General features: G+C 68.8%; 20 protein-coding genes. 12 read left to right on the plus strand and 8 right to left on the minus strand.

Going from position 1 to position 16,882, the window contains the following annotated elements:
- The first annotated feature begins 2 nt into the window (after positions 1 to 2).
- Positions 3 to 689: a GntR family transcriptional regulator gene (locus tag BM345_RS12905; protein WP_093380205.1), complete on the plus strand. Its 687-nt coding sequence runs from the start codon at positions 3 to 5 to the stop codon at positions 687 to 689.
- Here BM345_RS12905 and BM345_RS12910 read toward each other — a convergent pair.
- The 4 genes from BM345_RS12910 to BM345_RS12925 all read right to left on the minus strand — a co-directional run bounded on the left by BM345_RS12910 (position 679) and on the right by BM345_RS12925 (position 4,860).
- Complete coding sequence (locus tag BM345_RS12910; RefSeq protein WP_093380048.1) at positions 679 to 2,100, minus strand: MFS transporter; 1,422 nt, start codon at positions 2,098 to 2,100, stop codon at positions 679 to 681. The two genes, BM345_RS12905 and BM345_RS12910, sit on opposite strands and share 11 nt — an antisense overlap.
- A 19-nt stretch (positions 2,101 to 2,119) precedes the next feature.
- Entirely contained in the window at positions 2,120 to 3,715 is a 1,596-nt protein-coding gene (locus BM345_RS12915; protein ID WP_093380049.1) for an OpgD/OpgG family glucan biosynthesis protein, read from the minus strand.
- An 81-nt stretch (positions 3,716 to 3,796) separates the two neighbouring features.
- On the minus strand, positions 3,797 to 4,300 hold the full coding sequence (locus BM345_RS12920) for a Crp/Fnr family transcriptional regulator (protein WP_093380051.1): 504 nt from the start codon (positions 4,298 to 4,300) through the stop codon (positions 3,797 to 3,799).
- 59 nt (positions 4,301 to 4,359) lie between these two features.
- Positions 4,360 to 4,860: a hypothetical protein gene (locus BM345_RS12925; protein ID WP_093380052.1), complete on the minus strand. Its 501-nt coding sequence runs from the start codon at positions 4,858 to 4,860 to the stop codon at positions 4,360 to 4,362.
- A 194-nt stretch (positions 4,861 to 5,054) separates the two neighbouring features.
- On the opposite strand from BM345_RS12925, the gene BM345_RS12930 reads away from it, so the two are divergent.
- Both BM345_RS12930 and BM345_RS12935 read left to right on the plus strand, forming a co-directional pair.
- Complete coding sequence (locus tag BM345_RS12930) at positions 5,055 to 5,423, plus strand: ArsR/SmtB family transcription factor (RefSeq protein ID WP_093380054.1); 369 nt, start codon at positions 5,055 to 5,057, stop codon at positions 5,421 to 5,423.
- On the plus strand, positions 5,398 to 5,895 hold the full coding sequence (locus tag BM345_RS12935) for an SRPBCC family protein (protein ID WP_093380055.1): 498 nt from the start codon (positions 5,398 to 5,400) through the stop codon (positions 5,893 to 5,895). The genes BM345_RS12930 and BM345_RS12935 overlap by 26 nt, the downstream gene beginning before the upstream one ends.
- A 7-nt stretch (positions 5,896 to 5,902) precedes the next feature.
- Here the strand turns inward: BM345_RS12935 and BM345_RS12940 are convergent, their stop codons facing one another.
- The 3 genes from BM345_RS12940 to BM345_RS12950 are packed head-to-tail and all read right to left on the minus strand — an operon-like array spanning position 5,903 to position 8,344.
- Positions 5,903 to 6,739 (minus strand): urease accessory protein UreD, encoded by an 837-nt coding sequence (locus BM345_RS12940; RefSeq protein WP_093380057.1) that lies wholly within the window; start codon positions 6,737 to 6,739, stop codon positions 5,903 to 5,905.
- 18 nt (positions 6,740 to 6,757) lie between these two features.
- Positions 6,758 to 7,261, minus strand: coding sequence for a nucleoside deaminase (locus BM345_RS12945; protein ID WP_093380058.1), 504 nt, complete (start codon positions 7,259 to 7,261; stop codon positions 6,758 to 6,760).
- A gap of 57 nt (positions 7,262 to 7,318) precedes the next feature.
- On the minus strand, positions 7,319 to 8,344 hold the full coding sequence (locus tag BM345_RS12950; protein ID WP_093380060.1) for a Bug family tripartite tricarboxylate transporter substrate binding protein: 1,026 nt from the start codon (positions 8,342 to 8,344) through the stop codon (positions 7,319 to 7,321).
- 121 nt (positions 8,345 to 8,465) lie between these two features.
- Here BM345_RS12950 and BM345_RS12955 point away from each other — a divergent pair, with 121 nt between their 5' ends.
- The 5 genes from BM345_RS12955 to BM345_RS12975 all read left to right on the plus strand — a co-directional run bounded on the left by BM345_RS12955 (position 8,466) and on the right by BM345_RS12975 (position 11,865).
- Positions 8,466 to 8,717, plus strand: coding sequence for a DUF3297 family protein (locus BM345_RS12955; RefSeq protein ID WP_093380062.1), 252 nt, complete (start codon positions 8,466 to 8,468; stop codon positions 8,715 to 8,717).
- Between the two features lie 49 nt (positions 8,718 to 8,766).
- Positions 8,767 to 9,378 (plus strand): sulfite oxidase-like oxidoreductase, encoded by a 612-nt coding sequence (locus BM345_RS12960; protein WP_093380063.1) that lies wholly within the window; start codon positions 8,767 to 8,769, stop codon positions 9,376 to 9,378.
- Positions 9,375 to 10,115 carry an FAD-binding oxidoreductase gene (locus BM345_RS12965; protein WP_217653982.1) on the plus strand — a complete coding sequence of 247 codons (741 nt, stop codon included), beginning with the start codon at positions 9,375 to 9,377 and terminating at the stop codon, positions 10,113 to 10,115. Before BM345_RS12960 ends, BM345_RS12965 begins: the two co-directional genes overlap by 4 nt.
- A 27-nt stretch (positions 10,116 to 10,142) precedes the next feature.
- On the plus strand, positions 10,143 to 10,541 hold the full coding sequence (locus BM345_RS12970) for an OsmC family protein (protein ID WP_093380065.1): 399 nt from the start codon (positions 10,143 to 10,145) through the stop codon (positions 10,539 to 10,541).
- Between the two features lie 187 nt (positions 10,542 to 10,728).
- A complete protein-coding gene (locus BM345_RS12975; RefSeq protein ID WP_093380067.1) occupies positions 10,729 to 11,865 on the plus strand; it encodes an ABC transporter substrate-binding protein in 1,137 nt (378 codons plus the stop codon).
- Positions 11,866 to 11,871: 6 nt separating this feature from the next.
- Here the strand turns inward: BM345_RS12975 and BM345_RS12980 are convergent, their stop codons facing one another.
- Positions 11,872 to 12,657 carry an IclR family transcriptional regulator domain-containing protein gene (locus tag BM345_RS12980; RefSeq protein WP_093380068.1) on the minus strand — a complete coding sequence of 262 codons (786 nt, stop codon included), beginning with the start codon at positions 12,655 to 12,657 and terminating at the stop codon, positions 11,872 to 11,874.
- A 167-nt stretch (positions 12,658 to 12,824) separates the two neighbouring features.
- On the opposite strand from BM345_RS12980, the gene BM345_RS12985 reads away from it, so the two are divergent.
- Genes BM345_RS12985 through BM345_RS13000 form a run of 4 tightly spaced genes read left to right on the plus strand, consistent with a single transcriptional unit; the run spans position 12,825 to position 16,842 of the window.
- Positions 12,825 to 13,745 (plus strand): shikimate dehydrogenase family protein, encoded by a 921-nt coding sequence (locus BM345_RS12985; protein WP_093380070.1) that lies wholly within the window; start codon positions 12,825 to 12,827, stop codon positions 13,743 to 13,745.
- Between the two features lie 37 nt (positions 13,746 to 13,782).
- Positions 13,783 to 14,967 (plus strand): ABC transporter substrate-binding protein, encoded by a 1,185-nt coding sequence (locus tag BM345_RS12990; protein WP_254789711.1) that lies wholly within the window; start codon positions 13,783 to 13,785, stop codon positions 14,965 to 14,967.
- A gap of 7 nt (positions 14,968 to 14,974) precedes the next feature.
- The gene (locus tag BM345_RS12995; RefSeq protein WP_093380071.1) at positions 14,975 to 15,850 is read left to right on the plus strand and encodes a branched-chain amino acid ABC transporter permease; all 876 of its coding nucleotides are present in this window, start codon (positions 14,975 to 14,977) and stop codon (positions 15,848 to 15,850) included.
- On the plus strand, positions 15,847 to 16,842 hold the full coding sequence (locus BM345_RS13000; RefSeq protein ID WP_093380073.1) for a branched-chain amino acid ABC transporter permease: 996 nt from the start codon (positions 15,847 to 15,849) through the stop codon (positions 16,840 to 16,842). The genes BM345_RS12995 and BM345_RS13000 overlap by 4 nt, the downstream gene beginning before the upstream one ends.
- Positions 16,843 to 16,882 lie beyond the last annotated feature (40 nt).

Below are 16,882 nucleotides of genomic sequence, written 5' to 3' on the forward strand. Positions count from 1 at the left end.
GCATGCCAAGCCTTCCCAGTCCGGCGCAACCCGCCACCATCACCATCGCACCCCTGGAGGTGCGTTCGACCAGCCTGGCCGAGCAAGCGTACGACAGGCTGCGTACGCTCATCCTTGATCGGCAGATCTCTGCAGGCAGTCCCCTCCAGGAGGCGCGGCTGGCCGAGGAACTGCGTATCTCACGCACGCCCATGCGCGAGGCGCTGGTGCGCCTGGCTGGGGAGGGCCTGTTGGTGCGGCGCGATGCACGCTCCTATGCGGTCCGTGCGCTGGGTACCAAGGAATATTTCGACTGCATGCGCGCCCGCGAGGTCATCGAGTGCGAGTGCATAGCGCTCGCCGCCTCCAAGATCACGGACGCGCAGATCGACGAACTGGAGGCCGACATCCGAGCCCTCCATGATGGCGAGCACAGCGAGATCGAGCATTTCCACCTTGACGACCGCTTTCACCTGGTGATTGCCAGTGCAAGCGGGAACGTGGTGTTCCCCCGATTGGTGGAGGAACTGCGTGTGAACGCGCGGCTTTTCCGGCTGCACAGCCCCCTGCACCGGCAGCGCGAGAACCATGACGAGCACGGCGAGATCGTCGAGGCGCTGCGTGCGAGGGACGCGGATCGGGCGCGCGCTGCCATGCGCGCCCACCTGCGCAGCCTGCAGGAAGACGTGCGGCGAGCTCTCATCGAGTAAGGGGCGGCGCGATCTCCTCCAACGGCTTTCGCTCCGCATCCACCGCGAAACGCAGCGCAATGAGCCCGGCGCCCACCACCAGCACCGCGCCGATCGCGTAGCCCGCCGCCACCGCGCCCTTGCTGCCGGTCTCGATCAGCGCGCCGAACAGCCAGGGCGCCGCGAAGCCGCCGGCGCCCGTGCCCACCGCGTAGAAGATGGCGATGGCCAGCGCGCGCATCTCCAGCGGAAAGACCTCGCTCACCGTCAGGTAGGCCGAGCTCGCGGCGGCCGAGGCCAGGAAGAACACCGCCGACCAGCACAGCGCCTGGCTGCGCGCGTCCAGCCAGCCTTGCATGAAGGCCCAGCCGGTGATCGCCAGGCCGATGCCCGACAGCACATAGGTCAGCGCAATCATCCGCCGCCGCCCGACGCTGTCGAACAGCGGCCCCAGCAGCAGCGGCCCCAGCACGTTCCCCAATGCGAAGGGAAAGATGTAGAGCGCCACCTTCGAATCCGCCACGCCATGGAATCGCGTGAGCACCAGCGCGTAGGTGAAGAAGATGGCGTTGTAGAAGAAGGCCTGCGAGATCATCAGCGCCAGCACCACCAGGCTGCGCCGCGGATAGACGTGCAGCAGCACATGCATGACCTCGCGCGCCGTCGGTGTCCTGCGGGTGCTGCGTGTCGCGCTCGCCGCCGTGGCCGCGGGTTCGGCCAGCGCGCCGTGCTCCCGCCGCACCTGCGCCTCGATGTCGTCCACGATGCGCAAGGCCTCTTCCGGCCGTCCGTGCATCGCGAGCCAGCGGGGGCTTTCCGGCACGTCGCGCCGCACCAGCAGGATGGCCACGGCCAGCACCGCGCCCAGGCCGAAGCAGGCGCGCCAGCCCCACTCGGGGCCGAGCACCCTGGCATCCAGCAGCACCAGGCTCAGGCCCGCGCCCAGTGCGGCGCCCAGCCAGAAGCTGCCGTTGATCGCCAGGTTCACCCGCCCGCGCACCCGCGCCGGGATCAGCTCGTCGATGGCCGAGTTGATGGCCGCGTACTCGCCACCGATGCCCAGGCCGGTGGCGAAGCGGCACAGCGCGAAGAATGCGAAGTTGGGCGAGAAGGCGGTGGCGAAGGTGGCGCAGGCGTAGAGCACCAGCGTCAGCAGGAAGAGCTTCTTGCGCCCCAGCCGGTCGGCCAGCCGTCCGAAGAGCAGGGCGCCCACCACCGCGCCGCCCACGTACAGCGAGGCGCTGGCGCCCACCTGCGTGGCGCTCAAGGCCAGCGTGTCGCCGCGCTCCAGCACGCCGCCTAGCGAGCCCACCAGCGTGACCTCCAGCCCGTCCAGCACCCAGGCCACACCCAGCGCGATGACCACGCGCCAGTGCCAGCGCGACCAGGGCAGGCGGTCCAGCCTCGCGGGGATGTCGTCGCCGGCGCTCACGTCGCTCGCACCGCCAGGGTCAGACCTTACGGTCTTCCAGCCCTGGCGGCACCCATTCGTAGAGCCAGGTCTCGCTCAGGCTTTGATCGCCCATCTTCAGGTACAGGCGCACGGTGATCGGGTCGAGGCTCTCGCCGGGCACGACGTCGAACATGGCACGCGCACCCCTGACCGAAGCCAGCGGGCGGACAGACTTGACCTCGGCGCGGCCGCTGCTGAGCGTGATGACCGGCTCCACCTTGGCCTTGCCCCAGTCCAGCCGCGCAAGCGGGCCGCCGGCGAAGTCGACGGCGAAGCGCCAGGCGTAGTACTCGCGCTTCTTGCCCACCACGCCGCCGATGCCGGTGCGCGTGGCCACGCAGGTCGCCAGCGGCGATTGCATGTGCGGCTTGCTGCCCCAGTACAGGCGGTAGCCGAACAGCGCCTCCTGCCCCGGCTGCAGCTTCTGCGCGGGGTTCCAGAAGGCCACGATGTTGTCCAGCGTCTCGTCCACCGTGGGGATCTGCACCAGCTGCACCGCGCCGTCGCCCCAGTCGCCCTTGGGTTCCACCCACAGGCTGGGGCGCCGGTCGTAGAACACGCCGTCGTCCTGGTAGTGGTCGAAGTCGCGGTCGCGCTGCAGCAGCCCGAAGCCCAGCGGGTTGCGGTCCCCGAAGGAATTGAAGCTGAGCTTCGCCGGGTTGGTGAGCGGCCGCCAGATCCATTCGCCCTTGCCGCTGTGCATCGACAGGCCGTCGGAGTCGTGGATCTCGGGCCGCCAGTCGGTGGCCATGCGGCGGTCGTTCTCTCCGACCTGGTACATGCTGGTGCAGGGCGCGATGCCCAGCCGCTCGATGGCCTTGCGCGGATAGAGCGCGCAGTCGATGTCCATCAGCAGCGGCTCGCCCGGCGTGATCGCGAAGCGGTAGGCACCGGCCACGCTGGGCGAGTCGAGCAGCGCGTAGACCACCACGGTGGACGACTTGGGGTCGGGCGCCTCGAAGTAGAAGTCGGTGAAATCCGGAAACTCTTCCTCGCGCTGCTGCAGCGCGGTGTCGATCGCCAGGCCGCGGGCGGAGAGGCCGTACTGCCCCTGCGCGCCCACCGCGCGGAAATAGCTCGCACCCAGGAAGGCCGCCACATCGCTCTTGAAGTTGTCGCGGCGCGAGTTCACCCGAAAGCCGGCGAAGCCCAGGTCTCGCGGCTGCTTCGCGCCGTCCAGGCCGCTCTTGCCGTAGTCGAACATGGCGGGGTCGTAGGCCAGTTCCTGTGCCTTGCCGCCCGTCACCTCGAACATCCGCACCGGGCGCTTGTAGTACAGGCCCAGGTGGAACAGGCCGATGCGGAACTGCAGCTTGCGGTCGTTCCACACCGTGTGGTCGGGCTTGAAGCGGATGGCCTGGTACTGGTCCCAGTCGAGCGCCGCGACCTCTGGCGGCAGCGCCTTTCCGTGTGCTTCGTAGGGACGCGAGGCCACGTTGCTTGCCACGCCCTTGAGCCAAGCGAAATCGAAGGGGCGCGCATCGCCCAGCGGCGTGAGGCCGGCGGCACGCGCGGCCGGCGAGATGGACGCGACGCCCGCCAGGCCGGAAGCCATCAGGGCCCCGGCCGCTCCCAGCAGGGTTCGTCTGTGCATGCGGGAAAAGTCTAGGCATCACCCTGCGTTCCCCCTGTCGGACGGCAGGCCAAGCCATCCGCCCATTTCCTCCACAGCGCGCTACACGCGGCGCAGGATGCCCTCGACGATCGCGCGCTCGGGCGCCGTGCTGGCGCTGAAGAGCAGGTCGAAGGTGCGGCGCAGGCGGCGGCTCAGCTCGCGCGCAATGTTCATCTGCAGCAGCGCGAACTGGCTGGCGTCGTGCTCGAAGAAATCGTGCAGCAGGTCCGTGCCCATCTCCAGCGCCGTGCAGTCTTCCAACGCGAGGATCGAGGCGCTGCGCTTGCCCAGGTCCAGCAGGGCCATCTCGCCGAAGCAGTCGCCCTGGCCGAGCTCGCGCAGCTGCACCTGGTGGTCGTTCCAGTAGCGCTGCACCGAAACGCGGCCGCGCAGCAGCACGAACAGGCCGGTGGCTACGTCGCCTTCCTTCGCGATGTAGCTGCCCGCCGCATGCTCGCGGATGCGCGCTCGTGCCAGCAGGAAGTACAGCGCCTCGTCGTTGACGCCGCCGAAGATGGCCATCTGCTGCAAGGCTTCGCATAGCAAGGTGTTGTCCTGCTGCATCGCGGCTCCCTTGTCGTCTCCGTATGGGCCGGCCAGTGTAGGCCTGCCGCGCCGTTTTGCTAGTGCGGCAGGCGAACCAGCAGGGCCACGCCGAGCAAGGCGATGATGATCGCCAGGATGATCCACACGAGGGGCGAGTGTCGCTTGGCCTTCGTCTGCTGCTGCAGGGCCTCGAGCCGGCCGGGCAGGGTGCTGGCCTCCTCGATGGCATGGTCGGGGTCGAAGCGCCTGTCGGTCTGGATCGCCTCCAGCTGCCGCCGCAACTGGTCTGAATCGTTCACGTCGTCGTGGCCCTGCAGCTTCTCGCCGCGCAGGCGCCGGCAATAGGCCACGAACACGCGGCCTTGCGCCGTGATGCCGATGTCCTCGCCGACCATCGCGAGGATGCCGTGGTCGATCAGCGCGTCGAAGCCGCGCCGCACGGCAGGACGCTCGTGCACCGGCACGCGCAATTGCAGGCCGGTGCGCGAAGTGCGGTTCGCGTTGGTCTCGACGCAGCGCTGCCGCACCAGCGTCACCAGCACGGCGGCAAACGTCGCGCGCTCGGTCAATGCTTCCATCTCGCGGTTTCTAGAGGCGGCTGTGTCCATCGCAGAGGGTGCCGGCAAGCCGGCTTCTCGGAGAAACGATTCTGTCAAAGGCAGCCCGCGAAAGATGTGTCCGAATGCATTCGCGGCGTCGGAGAAGGGCGCATTGACAAGCAGGCATTCGCTTATTACATTGCCGGTCAGCTATATATCTCTTTAGCTATCCAATGCGTCCTGATCCGCTGAGCCAGGCCTTTTCCGCGCTGGCCGACCCCACCCGGCGCGCCATCCTGGCGCGGCTTGCCGCTGGCGAAGCCACGGTGAACGAACTGGCCGAGCCCTTCGACATGACCCAGCCCTCCATCTCCAAGCATCTCAAGGTGCTGGAGCGGGCCGGCCTGATCTCGCGAAGCCGCGCCGCGCAGACGCGGCCCTGCCGGCTGGAGCCGGCGCCGCTCAAGAAGGTTGCCCAGTGGGTCGAAAGCTACCAGCAGCTGTGGGGAGACAGCTTCGATCAGCTCGACGCCTTCCTGCAGTCCACCTCCACCCCCGCCCGCAAAGGAAAGACCCATGTCAGAAAGACCAAGCAAGTCTGAGTTCCGCATCTCTCGGCGCTTCGCGCAGCCCCTGGCGCGTGTCTGGCAGGCCTGGAGCACGGCCGAGCAGTTCCAGATGTGGTGGGGCCCCAAGGGCTGCCGCATCGACCTGCGCCACTTTGAGCTGCGGCCCGGCGGCTTCGTGCACTACGCGATGAACTTCCCCCAGGGGCCGGCCATGTGGGGGCGCTTCGCCATCCGAGAGGTGGTGCCGCGCGAGCGTCTGGTGTGGCTCAACTCCTTCTCCAACGAGCGCTGCGGCATCGCCCGCGCACCCTTCAGCGAGCGCTGCCCGCTGGAGATACAGAACACCGCCACTTTCGTGGAAGAAGACCGGGCCACCGTGCTCACGCTGCGGGCGCAGCCCTTCGGCGAGTTGGACGACGAGCGCGCCTATTTCGAGGAACTGCAGCCCTCCATGAACGAAGGGTACGGCGGCACCCTCGATGCGCTCGAGGCGCACCTGAAGTAGGGCGCGGTTACATCGCCCAGATGCGCGGCGTGCTGGCAGGCATCTGCCACAGCGCGGCGCGCCACGCCTGCCACACCTGCCGCAGCAGCTGCATCGCCGGCTCCACCACCGGGGCCAGCACGCGCAGCACGATCACCTCCTCGTGCGGGCTGGTTACGCCCGCCGCCACCTGAGCACCGACCGATTCGGCGATGGCGCGCGCGGTGTCCAGCGCCGCCTCGCGCCGGGCCCGTTCGATAGGCGAGCCGGACACGAAGAAGAGCGACGCCAGGCAGCGCTGCCCCGCCAGGCCGAGCGGGCTGGCAAGCAGCCGCGTGTCCGCCGCGTCGATGCGACCGCGCTCCAGCCACACGCCCGGCACCTCGATGTGCTGCAGCAGGCTGCCGCGCTCGAAGGGCTGGCCGGCGCCGGGCAGGCCCAGCGCCGTCACGTCCCAGCCGATGAGTTCGGCGCCGGGCGCGGCCTCGATGCGCAGGCGGTTCTCTGCGCGGCAGGCGCTGTAGCAGATGGCTTCCAGCGGCAGCCATTCCAGGCGCGCGCCCTCGTCGAGCACCAGCCGCGTGCGCTGCACCGCAAGCTCGCCCTCGCTGCGATAGAAGCGGCTCGCGCCCGGCGTGGTGATGAGGCCGTGGCTGCCCCGCTGCGCATGCACGCCGATGTCCAGCGTGTCACCGCCCACCAGGCCGCCGGGCGGATGGATCAGCACGTTGTGGCAAACGGTGCCGCCCTCGGGGTAGAGGCTTTGCAGGATGCGCAGCGGCCCGTCGTGGCTGAAGCGGGCGATGCTGCGTTGAGTGGCCTCATCGCGCTGGTAGCGCAGGTCAAGCCGGGCGTGCCAGGACATCAGTGCTCATCTTCGGGTTCATTCCTTCCACGCGCCGATGTGGGCCGCCGCGGCTTCGTCGACCAGGGCGGGGCCGATGCATTCGATGGTGTGCGGCGAGGCGTCGAACACGTCGCGGCAGGACAGCTGCGCATCGCGCTGCTCGCCACGCTCGCCGCGGTACACGCGAAGGCGCTCGGCGTCGATGCCGTACACCACGCGGCCGATGGCCGACCAGAAGATCGCGCCGGCGCACATCACGCAGGGTTCGGACGAGGAGTAGATGGTGGACCGGGCCAGCACGTCGCGCGGCACCTTGCGCGCGCCCAGCAGGCGGATGGCGTTGGTCTCGGCGTGGCCGGTGCAGTCGCCCGTCTCGGTGCTGTCGCAGTAGGCCTCGGCCAGCACCTCGCCGGCCTCGGAGACCACCACCGCACCGAAGGGCCGGTTGCCGCGCCGGCGCCCGGCGTGCGACCAGACGATGGCCTTGCGCAGGTAGCGGCCATCGCGCTCATCGAGGTTGTTTTCTTCTGGAAAGCTCATGCACCGCAATCATGCACGAGCCGTGCCACCTCCCCATTGCGGGGCGGCGGGCAGGCTTCACTCGGCGCGGATGTCGTTGTTCTTCACCACCTCGCCCAGGAGCTTGTAGTTGTCGCGCGTCATCGCGCCCAGCTGCTCGGGCGTGCCGCCGCCGGGTTCGTCGCCCCGGTCGGCAATGGTCTTGAGCACCTTCGGGTCCTTCAGCGCCGCGTTGGCGGCCGTGTTGACCTTGCGCACGATGTCGGGGTTCAGCCCCGCCGGCCCGTACATGCCGATGAAGGAGATCACCTGGAAGTCCTTGATGCCGCGCTCGGTGGCCGTCGGAATGTCGGGGAAGGCCGGGATGCGCTTGGGCCCGGTGGCCATCAGCGCCTTGAGCTGCCCCGACTTGACGAAGGGCGCCACCACCGAGGCCGCGTCGAACATGCAGGGAATGCGCCCGGCCACCAGGTCGGTCATGGCCGGACCGCTTCCCTTGTAGGGGACGTGGCTCATCTTGGGCTTGCCGATGCGCTCGCGGAACAGCTCCATGGTGGTCTGCACCAGGCTGCCGGGGCCGCCCGAGGCGTAGTCGACGATCTTGCCTTCCTTGTCCTGCTGCTTGACCCAGGCGATGAATTCCTCCACCGTCTTCACCGGCAGGCTGGTCGGCACCACCAGCAGCAGGCCCGATGTCAGCAGCAGGCCGATGGGCGTGAGCTTGAGCGGGTCGGCCACCGGCGTGTTGCGGTAGGTGTGCGGGTTGAGCACCATGTTGCTGCCGTTGCCCACCAGAAGCCGGTAGCCGTCGGGCGCCGACTTGGCGATGTAGTCGGTGGCGATGTTGCCGTTCACCCCGGGCTTGTTGTCGATCACCACGCTCTGCCCCAGGCTCTGCTGCATGGCGGCGGTGAGGATGCGGCCGGCGAAATCGGTCTGTCCGCCGGGCGGGTAGCCCACCACCAGCGTCACCGGTTTGGTGGGCCAGGCGTCCTGGGCGAGCGCCAGCTCGGGGATGAGGGCCGCGGTCATGCCGCCCATGCCCAGTTGCCGCAGCACGCCGCGCCGCGAAAGAGAGAGCGCCGTGTCTTCGTCCAAAGCCATCGCGTGTCTCCCTCCGGCAAAAGCCGGGTGGCGCATCATAGGAGCGTGCTGCGGGGCCCACAAGCGGTCCTATCATCGGGCGTTCTGCGGGCCGCCGTGCCTGCGCTTCAAGACCTGTTCCATGACCGAAACGACGCCCCAGCCACCCCTTCCCGACCACCTGTCCATCGACCCGCGCAGCCCGCACCACGTGGCGGCCATCTTCGAGCACGACATCGGCATCCGCTTCAACGGCAAGGAGCGCCACGACGTCGAGGAATACTGCGTCAGCGAAGGCTGGATCAAGGTGCCCGCCGGCAAGACGCTGGACCGCAAGGGCAACCCGCTGATGATCAAGCTCAAGGGCGCGGTCGAGCCCTTCTACCGCAGCTGAGGCTTGGCGCCTCGGCCTCGCGTTCCAAACACTGCAAGGAGCCGCACGCATGGCCAACCGAGGATTTACCGGCCGGCGCCCCGGCGCCGCCACCGCCAGCCGGCTGCCGCCGGGCCAGTACCTGACCGAGGACTTCCCGGTCCTGGCCAAGGGGCCCACGCCGCGGGTCGAGCTTTCGCAATGGCGCTTCACGCTGTACGACGGCCCGCGCCCGCTGGCGGCCTGGAGCTGGGATGAATTCAACCAGCTGCCGCGCACCCGCTGGCAAGGCGACATCCACTGCGTCACCAAGTGGTCGAAGTTCGACACGCAGTGGCAAGGCGTCGCCATCGACGACCTCTTCGCCGCCGCCGGACTGGCCGCGCCGCCCACGCCCTGGCTGCTGGCCTTGAGCAGCGACGACTACGACACCAACGTGCCGCTGGCCGACCTGGCGGGCGGCCGTGCCATGGTCGCCACGCATTTCGACGGCCAGCCGCTGCATCCCGAGCACGGTGGGCCGGCGCGCCTGCTGGTGCCGCACCTGTACTTCTGGAAGAGCGCCAAGTGGCTGCGCGGCCTGCGCTTCACGCAGCGCGACGAGGCCGGCTTCTGGGAGCTGCGCGGCTACCACATGTACGGCGACCCGTGGAAGCAGCAGCGCTTCTCGGACGACCCGTGAGCGGCGCCGCCGCTTCGCCCTGGCACGAGGCGCGCATCGAGCGCATCGCGCCGATCACGCCGCGCATCGTCAGCGTGATGCTCGCAGCACCGCTCGCGCGCCCGGTCGCGGGGCAGCACGTGGACGTGAAGCTGAGCGCGGAGGACGGCTACAGCGCGCAGCGCAGCTACTCCATCGCCTCGGCGCCTTCGGCGCCGCACATCGAGCTCATCATCGAGAAGCTGGACGAGGGCGAGGTCTCGCCCTACTTCCACGAGGTGGCACAGGCCGGCGACACGCTGGAGTTGCGCGGTCCGCTGGGCGGTCACTTCATCTGGCGACCGCAGGACGGCGGGCCGCTGCTGCTGGTGGCCGGCGGCTCGGGCATCGCGCCGCTCATGGCCATGGTGCGCGACTGGCGCGAAGCGGGTGGCACCACGCCGCTCATGCTGGTGTATTCGGCGCGCACCTGGGCCGAGCTCGCCTTTGCCGACGAGCTGGAGCAGCTTCAGGCGCAGATGCCGCAGCGCTTTCTCTTCGTGGCCGCCACCACGCGCGGGGCGCCTCGCCGCGAGGGCGACCTGGGGCGCCGGCTGGATGCCGTGCAATTGCAGGATCTGCAGGCCCGCTGGGGCCAGGTGCCGCGCCACGTCTTCGTATGCGGCTCCAACCGCTTCGTCGAGGCCGCCGCCGACGGGCTGCTGGCCGCGAACGTGCCCGCCGGCGCGATTCGCACCGAGCGCTACGGCGGTGCCTGAAATCGAACATCAACCCAAGGAGCACAAATGACCGTCACCGTTCGCCGCGACGACCCGTCCGGCACCCGCCACCGCGTCCAGATCCGCCAGCACAGCTTCACGATCGACGCCTCCGTCGCCGGCGGCGGCAAGGACGAAGGGCCGACGCCGCATGACCTGTACGACGCCTCGCTGGCCTCGTGCAAGGCGCTGACCGTGCTGCTCTACGCGCAGCGCAAGAACATGCCGCTGGAGGACATCGAGGTGCAGGTGGAGCGCGACGACAGCCAGGAGCGCCAGGGCACCTACAAGCTCAAGGCCTCGCTCAAGCTGGTCGGCCCGCTCGACGAGGTGCAGCGCGCCGAACTGCTGCGCGTGGCCGGCAAGTGCCCGGTGCACAAGCTCATGACCGAGGTGAAGACCGAGGTCGAGACTGTGCTGGCCTGAAGGCAGCAGCCGCGCAACGCGGCAACTGCGGATGGTTCGCGTGGCAGTGGTGCAGGGCGCGAGTACTTTCGAGGGAAGGGGCGCCCCTGATGGGAATCGTCTCGAAATTACATAAAGATACAGATGGCGCTACCCGATCGCTGGTGGCCGCCTGACTCGCACTGACACCACCCACGGAGGGATTCGGATGAAGGCCTTGCTGCTGCGCGCCCGCGGGCGATCGATCGTCACCACCGCGCTTCTGGCCATGGCCGCGCAGGCCGCCGTGGCTGCGCCCATCGTCGTGGGGCAGGTGGCGCCGCTGTCCGGACCCGAGGCGCGGCAGGGCCGGGCCTACGGCGCCGGCATGCAGCTGTACTTCGACGCGGTGAACAAGGATGGCGGCGTCAACGGCCACACCTTCACCCTGGTGCGCAAGGACGACCTGGGCCAGCCGGCCGAGACGCTGGCCCTCACGCGCAAGCTGGTGGCCGAGGACAAGCCGCTGGTGCTGGCCGGCTACTTCGGCAGCCGCAACATCTCCGACCTGGTGGCCTCGGGCCTGCTGGACAACGAGCGCCTGGCGCTGGTGGGCTACCGCAGCGCCGAGATCCGCGATGACATGCCCATGCTCTACAACGTGCGCGCCGGCCTGCGCGACGAGCTGGCGCGCATCACCACGCACCTGGCCACCGTGGGCATCCGCAAGCTGGGCCTGTTCTACGAGGACGGCCCCAATGCGCAGGCGCTGGTCGCCGCCGCCGACGCCGCGGCAAAGAAGGTGGACGCCACCATCGTCAAGCGCGCCTCCTACGCGGCCAACAGCACCAAGGTGGCCGATGCGGCCGAGCAGTTCATCGAGGCCAAGCCGCAGGCAATCATCATGGTCTCCAGCGGCGCGGCGGCCGGCGCCTTCATCGAGGCCTACCGCAGCGGTGGCGGCACCGCGCAGCTGCTCGCCCATTCGGGCACCGAGCTGGAGCAGCTCTCGCAGCGCCTGGGCGAGGAGCAGATGGCCGGCGTGGTGATCGCGCAGGTCACCCCCAGCCCCTACAAGATCAACGGCCGGCTCACCAAGGAGTTCGCCGACAGCGCGAAGGCGCAGAAGCTGGACACGCCGGTGAGCTACGCGATGATGGAAGGCTATATCGCCGCCCGCGTCATTGTGGAAGCGGTGCGCCGCCAGGGCGCGCGGCCCACGCGCGAAGGCATGGCGACCGCACTCAACGGAATGGACAGCCTGGACCTGGGCGGCTACAGCCTGGCCTTCAAGCCCACGCAGCGCACCGGCTCGCGCTACGTGGAGCTGTCCATCGTGAACAGCACCGGAAAGATCCGGCAGTAAGCAGCGCTAGATCAGGTTGCGCATCGCCTGCGCGGTCTCGCGCAGCACGGGCAGCACGCGTGCCACGGCGTCTTCGCTCGGCTCGTGTCCCATGGGCATGGTGATGTTGAGCGCGCCCACCAGGTCGCCACGGCGGTCGCGCAGCGGCACCGCGATGCCGCGCGAGTTCAGGTCCAGCTGCTGCTCCGACAGCGCCCAGCCCTGGGCGCGGATGCGCGCCAGTTCCAGCTTCATGCGCTCCTTGCTGGAAATGGTGTGCGAGGTGAACACCGCCAGCTCGTGCGAGGCCAGCCAGTGGGCCTGCTCCTCGTCGGTGCGCAGGGCCAGCATCAGCATGCCCGAGGCCGTGACCTGCGCCGGCACGCGCGCGCCCAGCACGTAGCCGGTGCTCATGCTGCGGTTGGGGCCGTTGCGCGCGATGTAGACCACCTCGTCGCCGTCCATCACCGACAGGTAGGCGATCTCGTGCGTGCCCGCGGCCACCCGCTGCAGGAAAGGCTGAACGATGCGCGGCAGGCGCGCCGATTCCAGGTACGACTGGCCCAGGCGCAGCACGCGAGGCGTCAGCCAGAAGAGCTTGCCGTCGGTGGCCACATAACCCATGTGCTGCAGCGTCAGCAGGTAGCGGCGCGCTGCAGTGCGGGTCATGCCGGTACGCTGGCCGGCCTGGCTGGCGGTCATGCGGGGGTTGGCGTCGTCGAAGGCCTCGATGACGCTCACGCCGCGCTCCAGGCCGGCGATCCAGTCGCGCTTGTCCAGGCCTGGCGGCGGTTGCTTTTCGTCCACGATCATGGGGCGCAATGCTAGGTCATTCCCTGGAAGCGCTCAATCGGCGCACATCGCTGTTCGATGATCGATCGTTTGCTCGATTTCAGGCTTGGCATCGATCGAGGTGCGGCTACAGTGCGAGGCTGCCAGAAAGCCGCCGAACGATAGTCGAACAGCGCAGGACCCCCTCAATGCACTCCATCCAAGGCTCCACCGACCTGTACCTGATGCCGGGCGACCCGGTCACCAACGTGCGCGTGCCGCGCATGTTCAACGCGGTGTTCGAGCGCTTCGGCATCGACGCGGTGATGGTGCCGGCGCGGGTGCCGGTGCGCGACCTGGCGGTGTTCCTCAAGGCCAGCTTCCTGGCGAAGAACGTGCGCGGCATGGTGATCGCGCCGCCGCACAAGCCGCTGGTGACCACGCTGCTGGACGGCTGCGGTCTGCTGGGCCGCGTGGCCGGCTCGGTGAACATCGTGCGCCGCACCGACAGCGGCGAACTGGAAGGCGACCTCTTCGACGGCGAAGGCTTCACCAGCGCGCTGGAGTACTTCCACATTCCCTACCGCGGCAAGCGCGTGCTGATCCTGGGCGCAGGCGTGACCGGCGCCGCCATGGGCGTGGCCCTGGCCGACGGCGGCACGGTCGACGGCGCCGAGCACGTGGCCTTCTACGACCCGGTGGCCGGCAAGGCCGCGGGGCTGGCGGCGCAACTGAATGCCTTCTTCGATGCCACCGTGGTGGCGGTGGATTCCAGCGACCCGGCCGGCTACGACCTGGTGGTCAACGCCTCGCAGAGCGGCCTGGGGGCGGACGATTCGCTGCCCTGCGACGTGGCCCGCATCGAGCCGCACGCGGCCGTCTTCGACGTGCTGCTGCGCGGCCAGCCCACGCCCTTCGTGCGGGCGGTGCGCGCCCGCGGCGTGCACGCGCAGCCGGGCTTCGAGATGCTGATCCAGCAGATTCCCTACTACCTCGACTACTACGGCTACACCGAGGCGGCGCAGGGCGTGCGCGATGACTTCGGCTTCCTGCGCGACCTGGTGTATCCGGCAGCGCTGGCCGAGGAAGCGCGCAACCCGCAGCGCTACCGAACGTCGAGCGTTGCCTGAAAAAGCTTTCCCATTCCAACGACGAGGAGACATGCAAATGATGAAGACGATGATGAAGAACACGATGGCCCGCCGACGACTGCTGAGCCAGGCCCTGGTGCTCGGTGCCCTGGCAGGGGGCGCGGGCGGTGCCTGGGCCCAGCAGACCATCAAGATCGCCAACATCGTCGAGCTCTCGGGCGGTGGCGCCACCGCCGGCACCAACTTCAAGAACGGCGTGGAGCTGGCCGTGAAGGAGATCAATGCATCGGGCGGCATCCTGGGCAAGAAGATCGAGTCGACCACCAGCGACACGCAGAGCAACCCCGGCATCGCCAAGGGCCTGACGCAGAAGGCCATCGACGACGACGTGTTCGCCATCTTCGGCCCGGTGTTCTCCGGCTCGATCATGGTCAGCATGGCCGAGAGCCGCCGCGCCGAGGTGCCCAACTTCACCGGCGGCGAGGCCGCGGCCATCACCGAGCAGGGCAACAAGTACGTGTTCCGCACCAGCTTCACGCAGGCCACGGCCATGCCCAAGCTGGCGCGCTACATCGACCAGAAGATGAAGGTGAAGACGCTGGCCGTCATCTACGTCAACAACGACTTCGGCAAGGGCGGGCTCGATTCGATCAAGAAGGCGCTGGCCGCCACGCCGGTGAAGGTGGCCGCCGAGATCTCCACCGAGCCGGGCCAGATCGACTTCGCCGCCGCGGTGCTGCGCGCCAAGCAGAGCAACGCGGACGCGCTCTTTGCCTACAGCAACGAGGAAGAGTCGGCGCGCCTCCTGCGCGAGCTGCGCAAGCAGGGCTATGCCAAGCCCATCGTGGGCGAGACCACGCTCACCGGCCAGAAGGTGATCGACCTGGCCGGCGACGCGGCCAACGGCGCCATCGCGCATGTGGGACTCACGGTGGATGCGCCCAGCCCGGCCATCCGCGCCTTCCGTGCCAAGTTCGAGAAGGAATACAAGTACGTGTCGGACCACAACGGCATGAAGGGCTACTCGGGCGTGTACCTGCTCAAGGCCGCCATCGAGAAGACCGGCAAGCTCGATGCGAAGGCAGTGGCACAGGCCCTGCACGGCCTGAAGGTGACGGCGGCCCAGCAGCCCGGCGTGCTGATGGACGTGTCCATCGACGGCAAGGGCGACCTGGACCGCGAAAGCTTCATCGTCGAGGTGAAGAACGGCAAGCAGGAAGTGATCGCCACCGTGCCGGCCTTGGGCGCCGCCGCGAAGTAGGGGGCGCATGACCGACTTGCTCCAGCTGGTGCTCAGCGGCCTGGCCACGGGCAGCATCTATGCGCTGGCGGCCCTGGGCTTCACGCTGCTGTGGCAGGCCAGCGGCACCATCAACTTCGCCCAGGGCGAGTTCGTGATGCTGCCGGCCTTCGCCATGCTGGCCTGCATGTCCTTCGGCGCGCCGCTGGGCATCGCCTTCGTGCTCACGGTGCTGCTGGCGGTGGTGGTGCTGGGATGGGGCTTCAAGCGCGGCGTGGTCGACCCGCTGCTGCGCTTCGGGATGATGCCCATCGTGGTGGCCACCATCGGCCTGTCGATCGCGATGCGCAATGGCGTGCGCGCGGGCTTCAGTGCCGAGGCGCATCCTTTCCCGAGCCTCTTTGCCGACAGGATCTTCAACGTCGCGGGCGTGACCGTCACGCTGGCCGACATCGGGACCTTCGCGCTGGCGGTGGCGATCGTGCTGGCCACGCAGGCTTTTCTCTCGCGCACCGTCACCGGCCGCGCGATGCAGGCGGTGGCGCAGAACACCGAGAGCGCGCAGGTGCTGGGCATCGACGTGCCGCGCATGGTCTTCTACACCTTCGCCATCAATGCCACGCTGGCGGTGGCGGCGGCGCTGCTGGTCACGCCCACCTACCTCGCCAAGTTCGACATGGGCGAGGGCCTGGGCACCAAGGCTTTCTTCGCGGCCATCATCGGCGGCTTCAACAACTCGCGCGGCGCGCTGGTGGGCGGGCTGATCGTGGGCGTGGCGGAAAACCTGGCCTCGGCCTACATCTCGCCGGCCTACAAAGACGCGGTGGCGCTGCTCATCTTCATGGTGGTGATCCTGTTCAAGCCGCAGGGGTTGCTGGGCCGAAAAGAGGAGCGCAAGGTATGAAGGCGCGCCATCTCGTTTTCGCGGCGGTCGCCGCGGCAGCGCTGCTCACCGTGCCGCACTTCCTCAAGAACTACGGCATCTACCTGCTGAGCTACTGGCTGGTCTACATCATCGCCACCATGGGGCTGAACCTGACGGTGGGCTACGCGGGGCAGAAGTCGCTGGGCCACGCGGCCTTCTTCGGCATCGGCGCCTACACGGTGGCGATCCTGATGAAGGCGGGCGCGAGTTTCTGGCTGGGGCTGCCTGCCGCCGCGCTGCTGTGCTTCGCGGTGGGGCTGGTGCTGGGCTTTCCGGCGCTGCGGGTGCAGACCATCTACCTGGCCTTCGCCACGCTGGGCTTCAACACGGCGGTTTGGCTGATTTTGCGCAACGAGGAGTGGCTCACCGGCGGCACCTTCGGCATCAACAACATCGCGCGGCCCGAGCTGTTCGGCATTCCGCTGGAGGGCAACCACGCCTACTACCACCTGGTGCTGGCGATCACGGTCGTGATGGGCCTGCTGCTGTGGGGCTTGCTGCGCTCGCCCTGGGGCAAGGCTTTCACCGCGCTGCGCGACAACTCCATCCGTGCCGAGAGCCTGGGCGTCAGCGTGCGCGGCTACACCTTGCTGTCCTTCGCCATCGGCGCGGCCTACGCGGGCGTGGCGGGCGGGCTGTTCGCCTCGCTGGTGGGCTTCATCGAGCCGGCCCCCTTCACCGTGGCGGCGTCGATCATGATGTACCTCATGGTGGTGGTGGGTGGCTCGGGCTACTTCCTCGGGCCGGTGCTCGGTGCCGCCGTCGGCGTGGTGTTGCCCGAGTGGCTGCGCGACGTGCCGGGCGTAGCCAACTGGTACCTGCCGGCCTTCGGCGCAGCGGTGGTGCTGCTGATGGTGTGGCTGCCCGACGGGCTGCTGTCCATTCCCGATCGCCTCAGGGCCCGGCGTGAAGCGCGCGAAGCCTCAGCTGCGCGAAGCGCGGCTGCGACGCGGCAGGAGGTGTCGGCATGAGCACCCGCACGGCCACGCCGAAGGCTGCTCGCACCGCAGC

Origin of the sequence: Variovorax sp. OV329 (assembly GCF_900114785.1) — a bacterium.
Lineage (GTDB): Bacteria > Pseudomonadota > Gammaproteobacteria > Burkholderiales > Burkholderiaceae_C > Variovorax.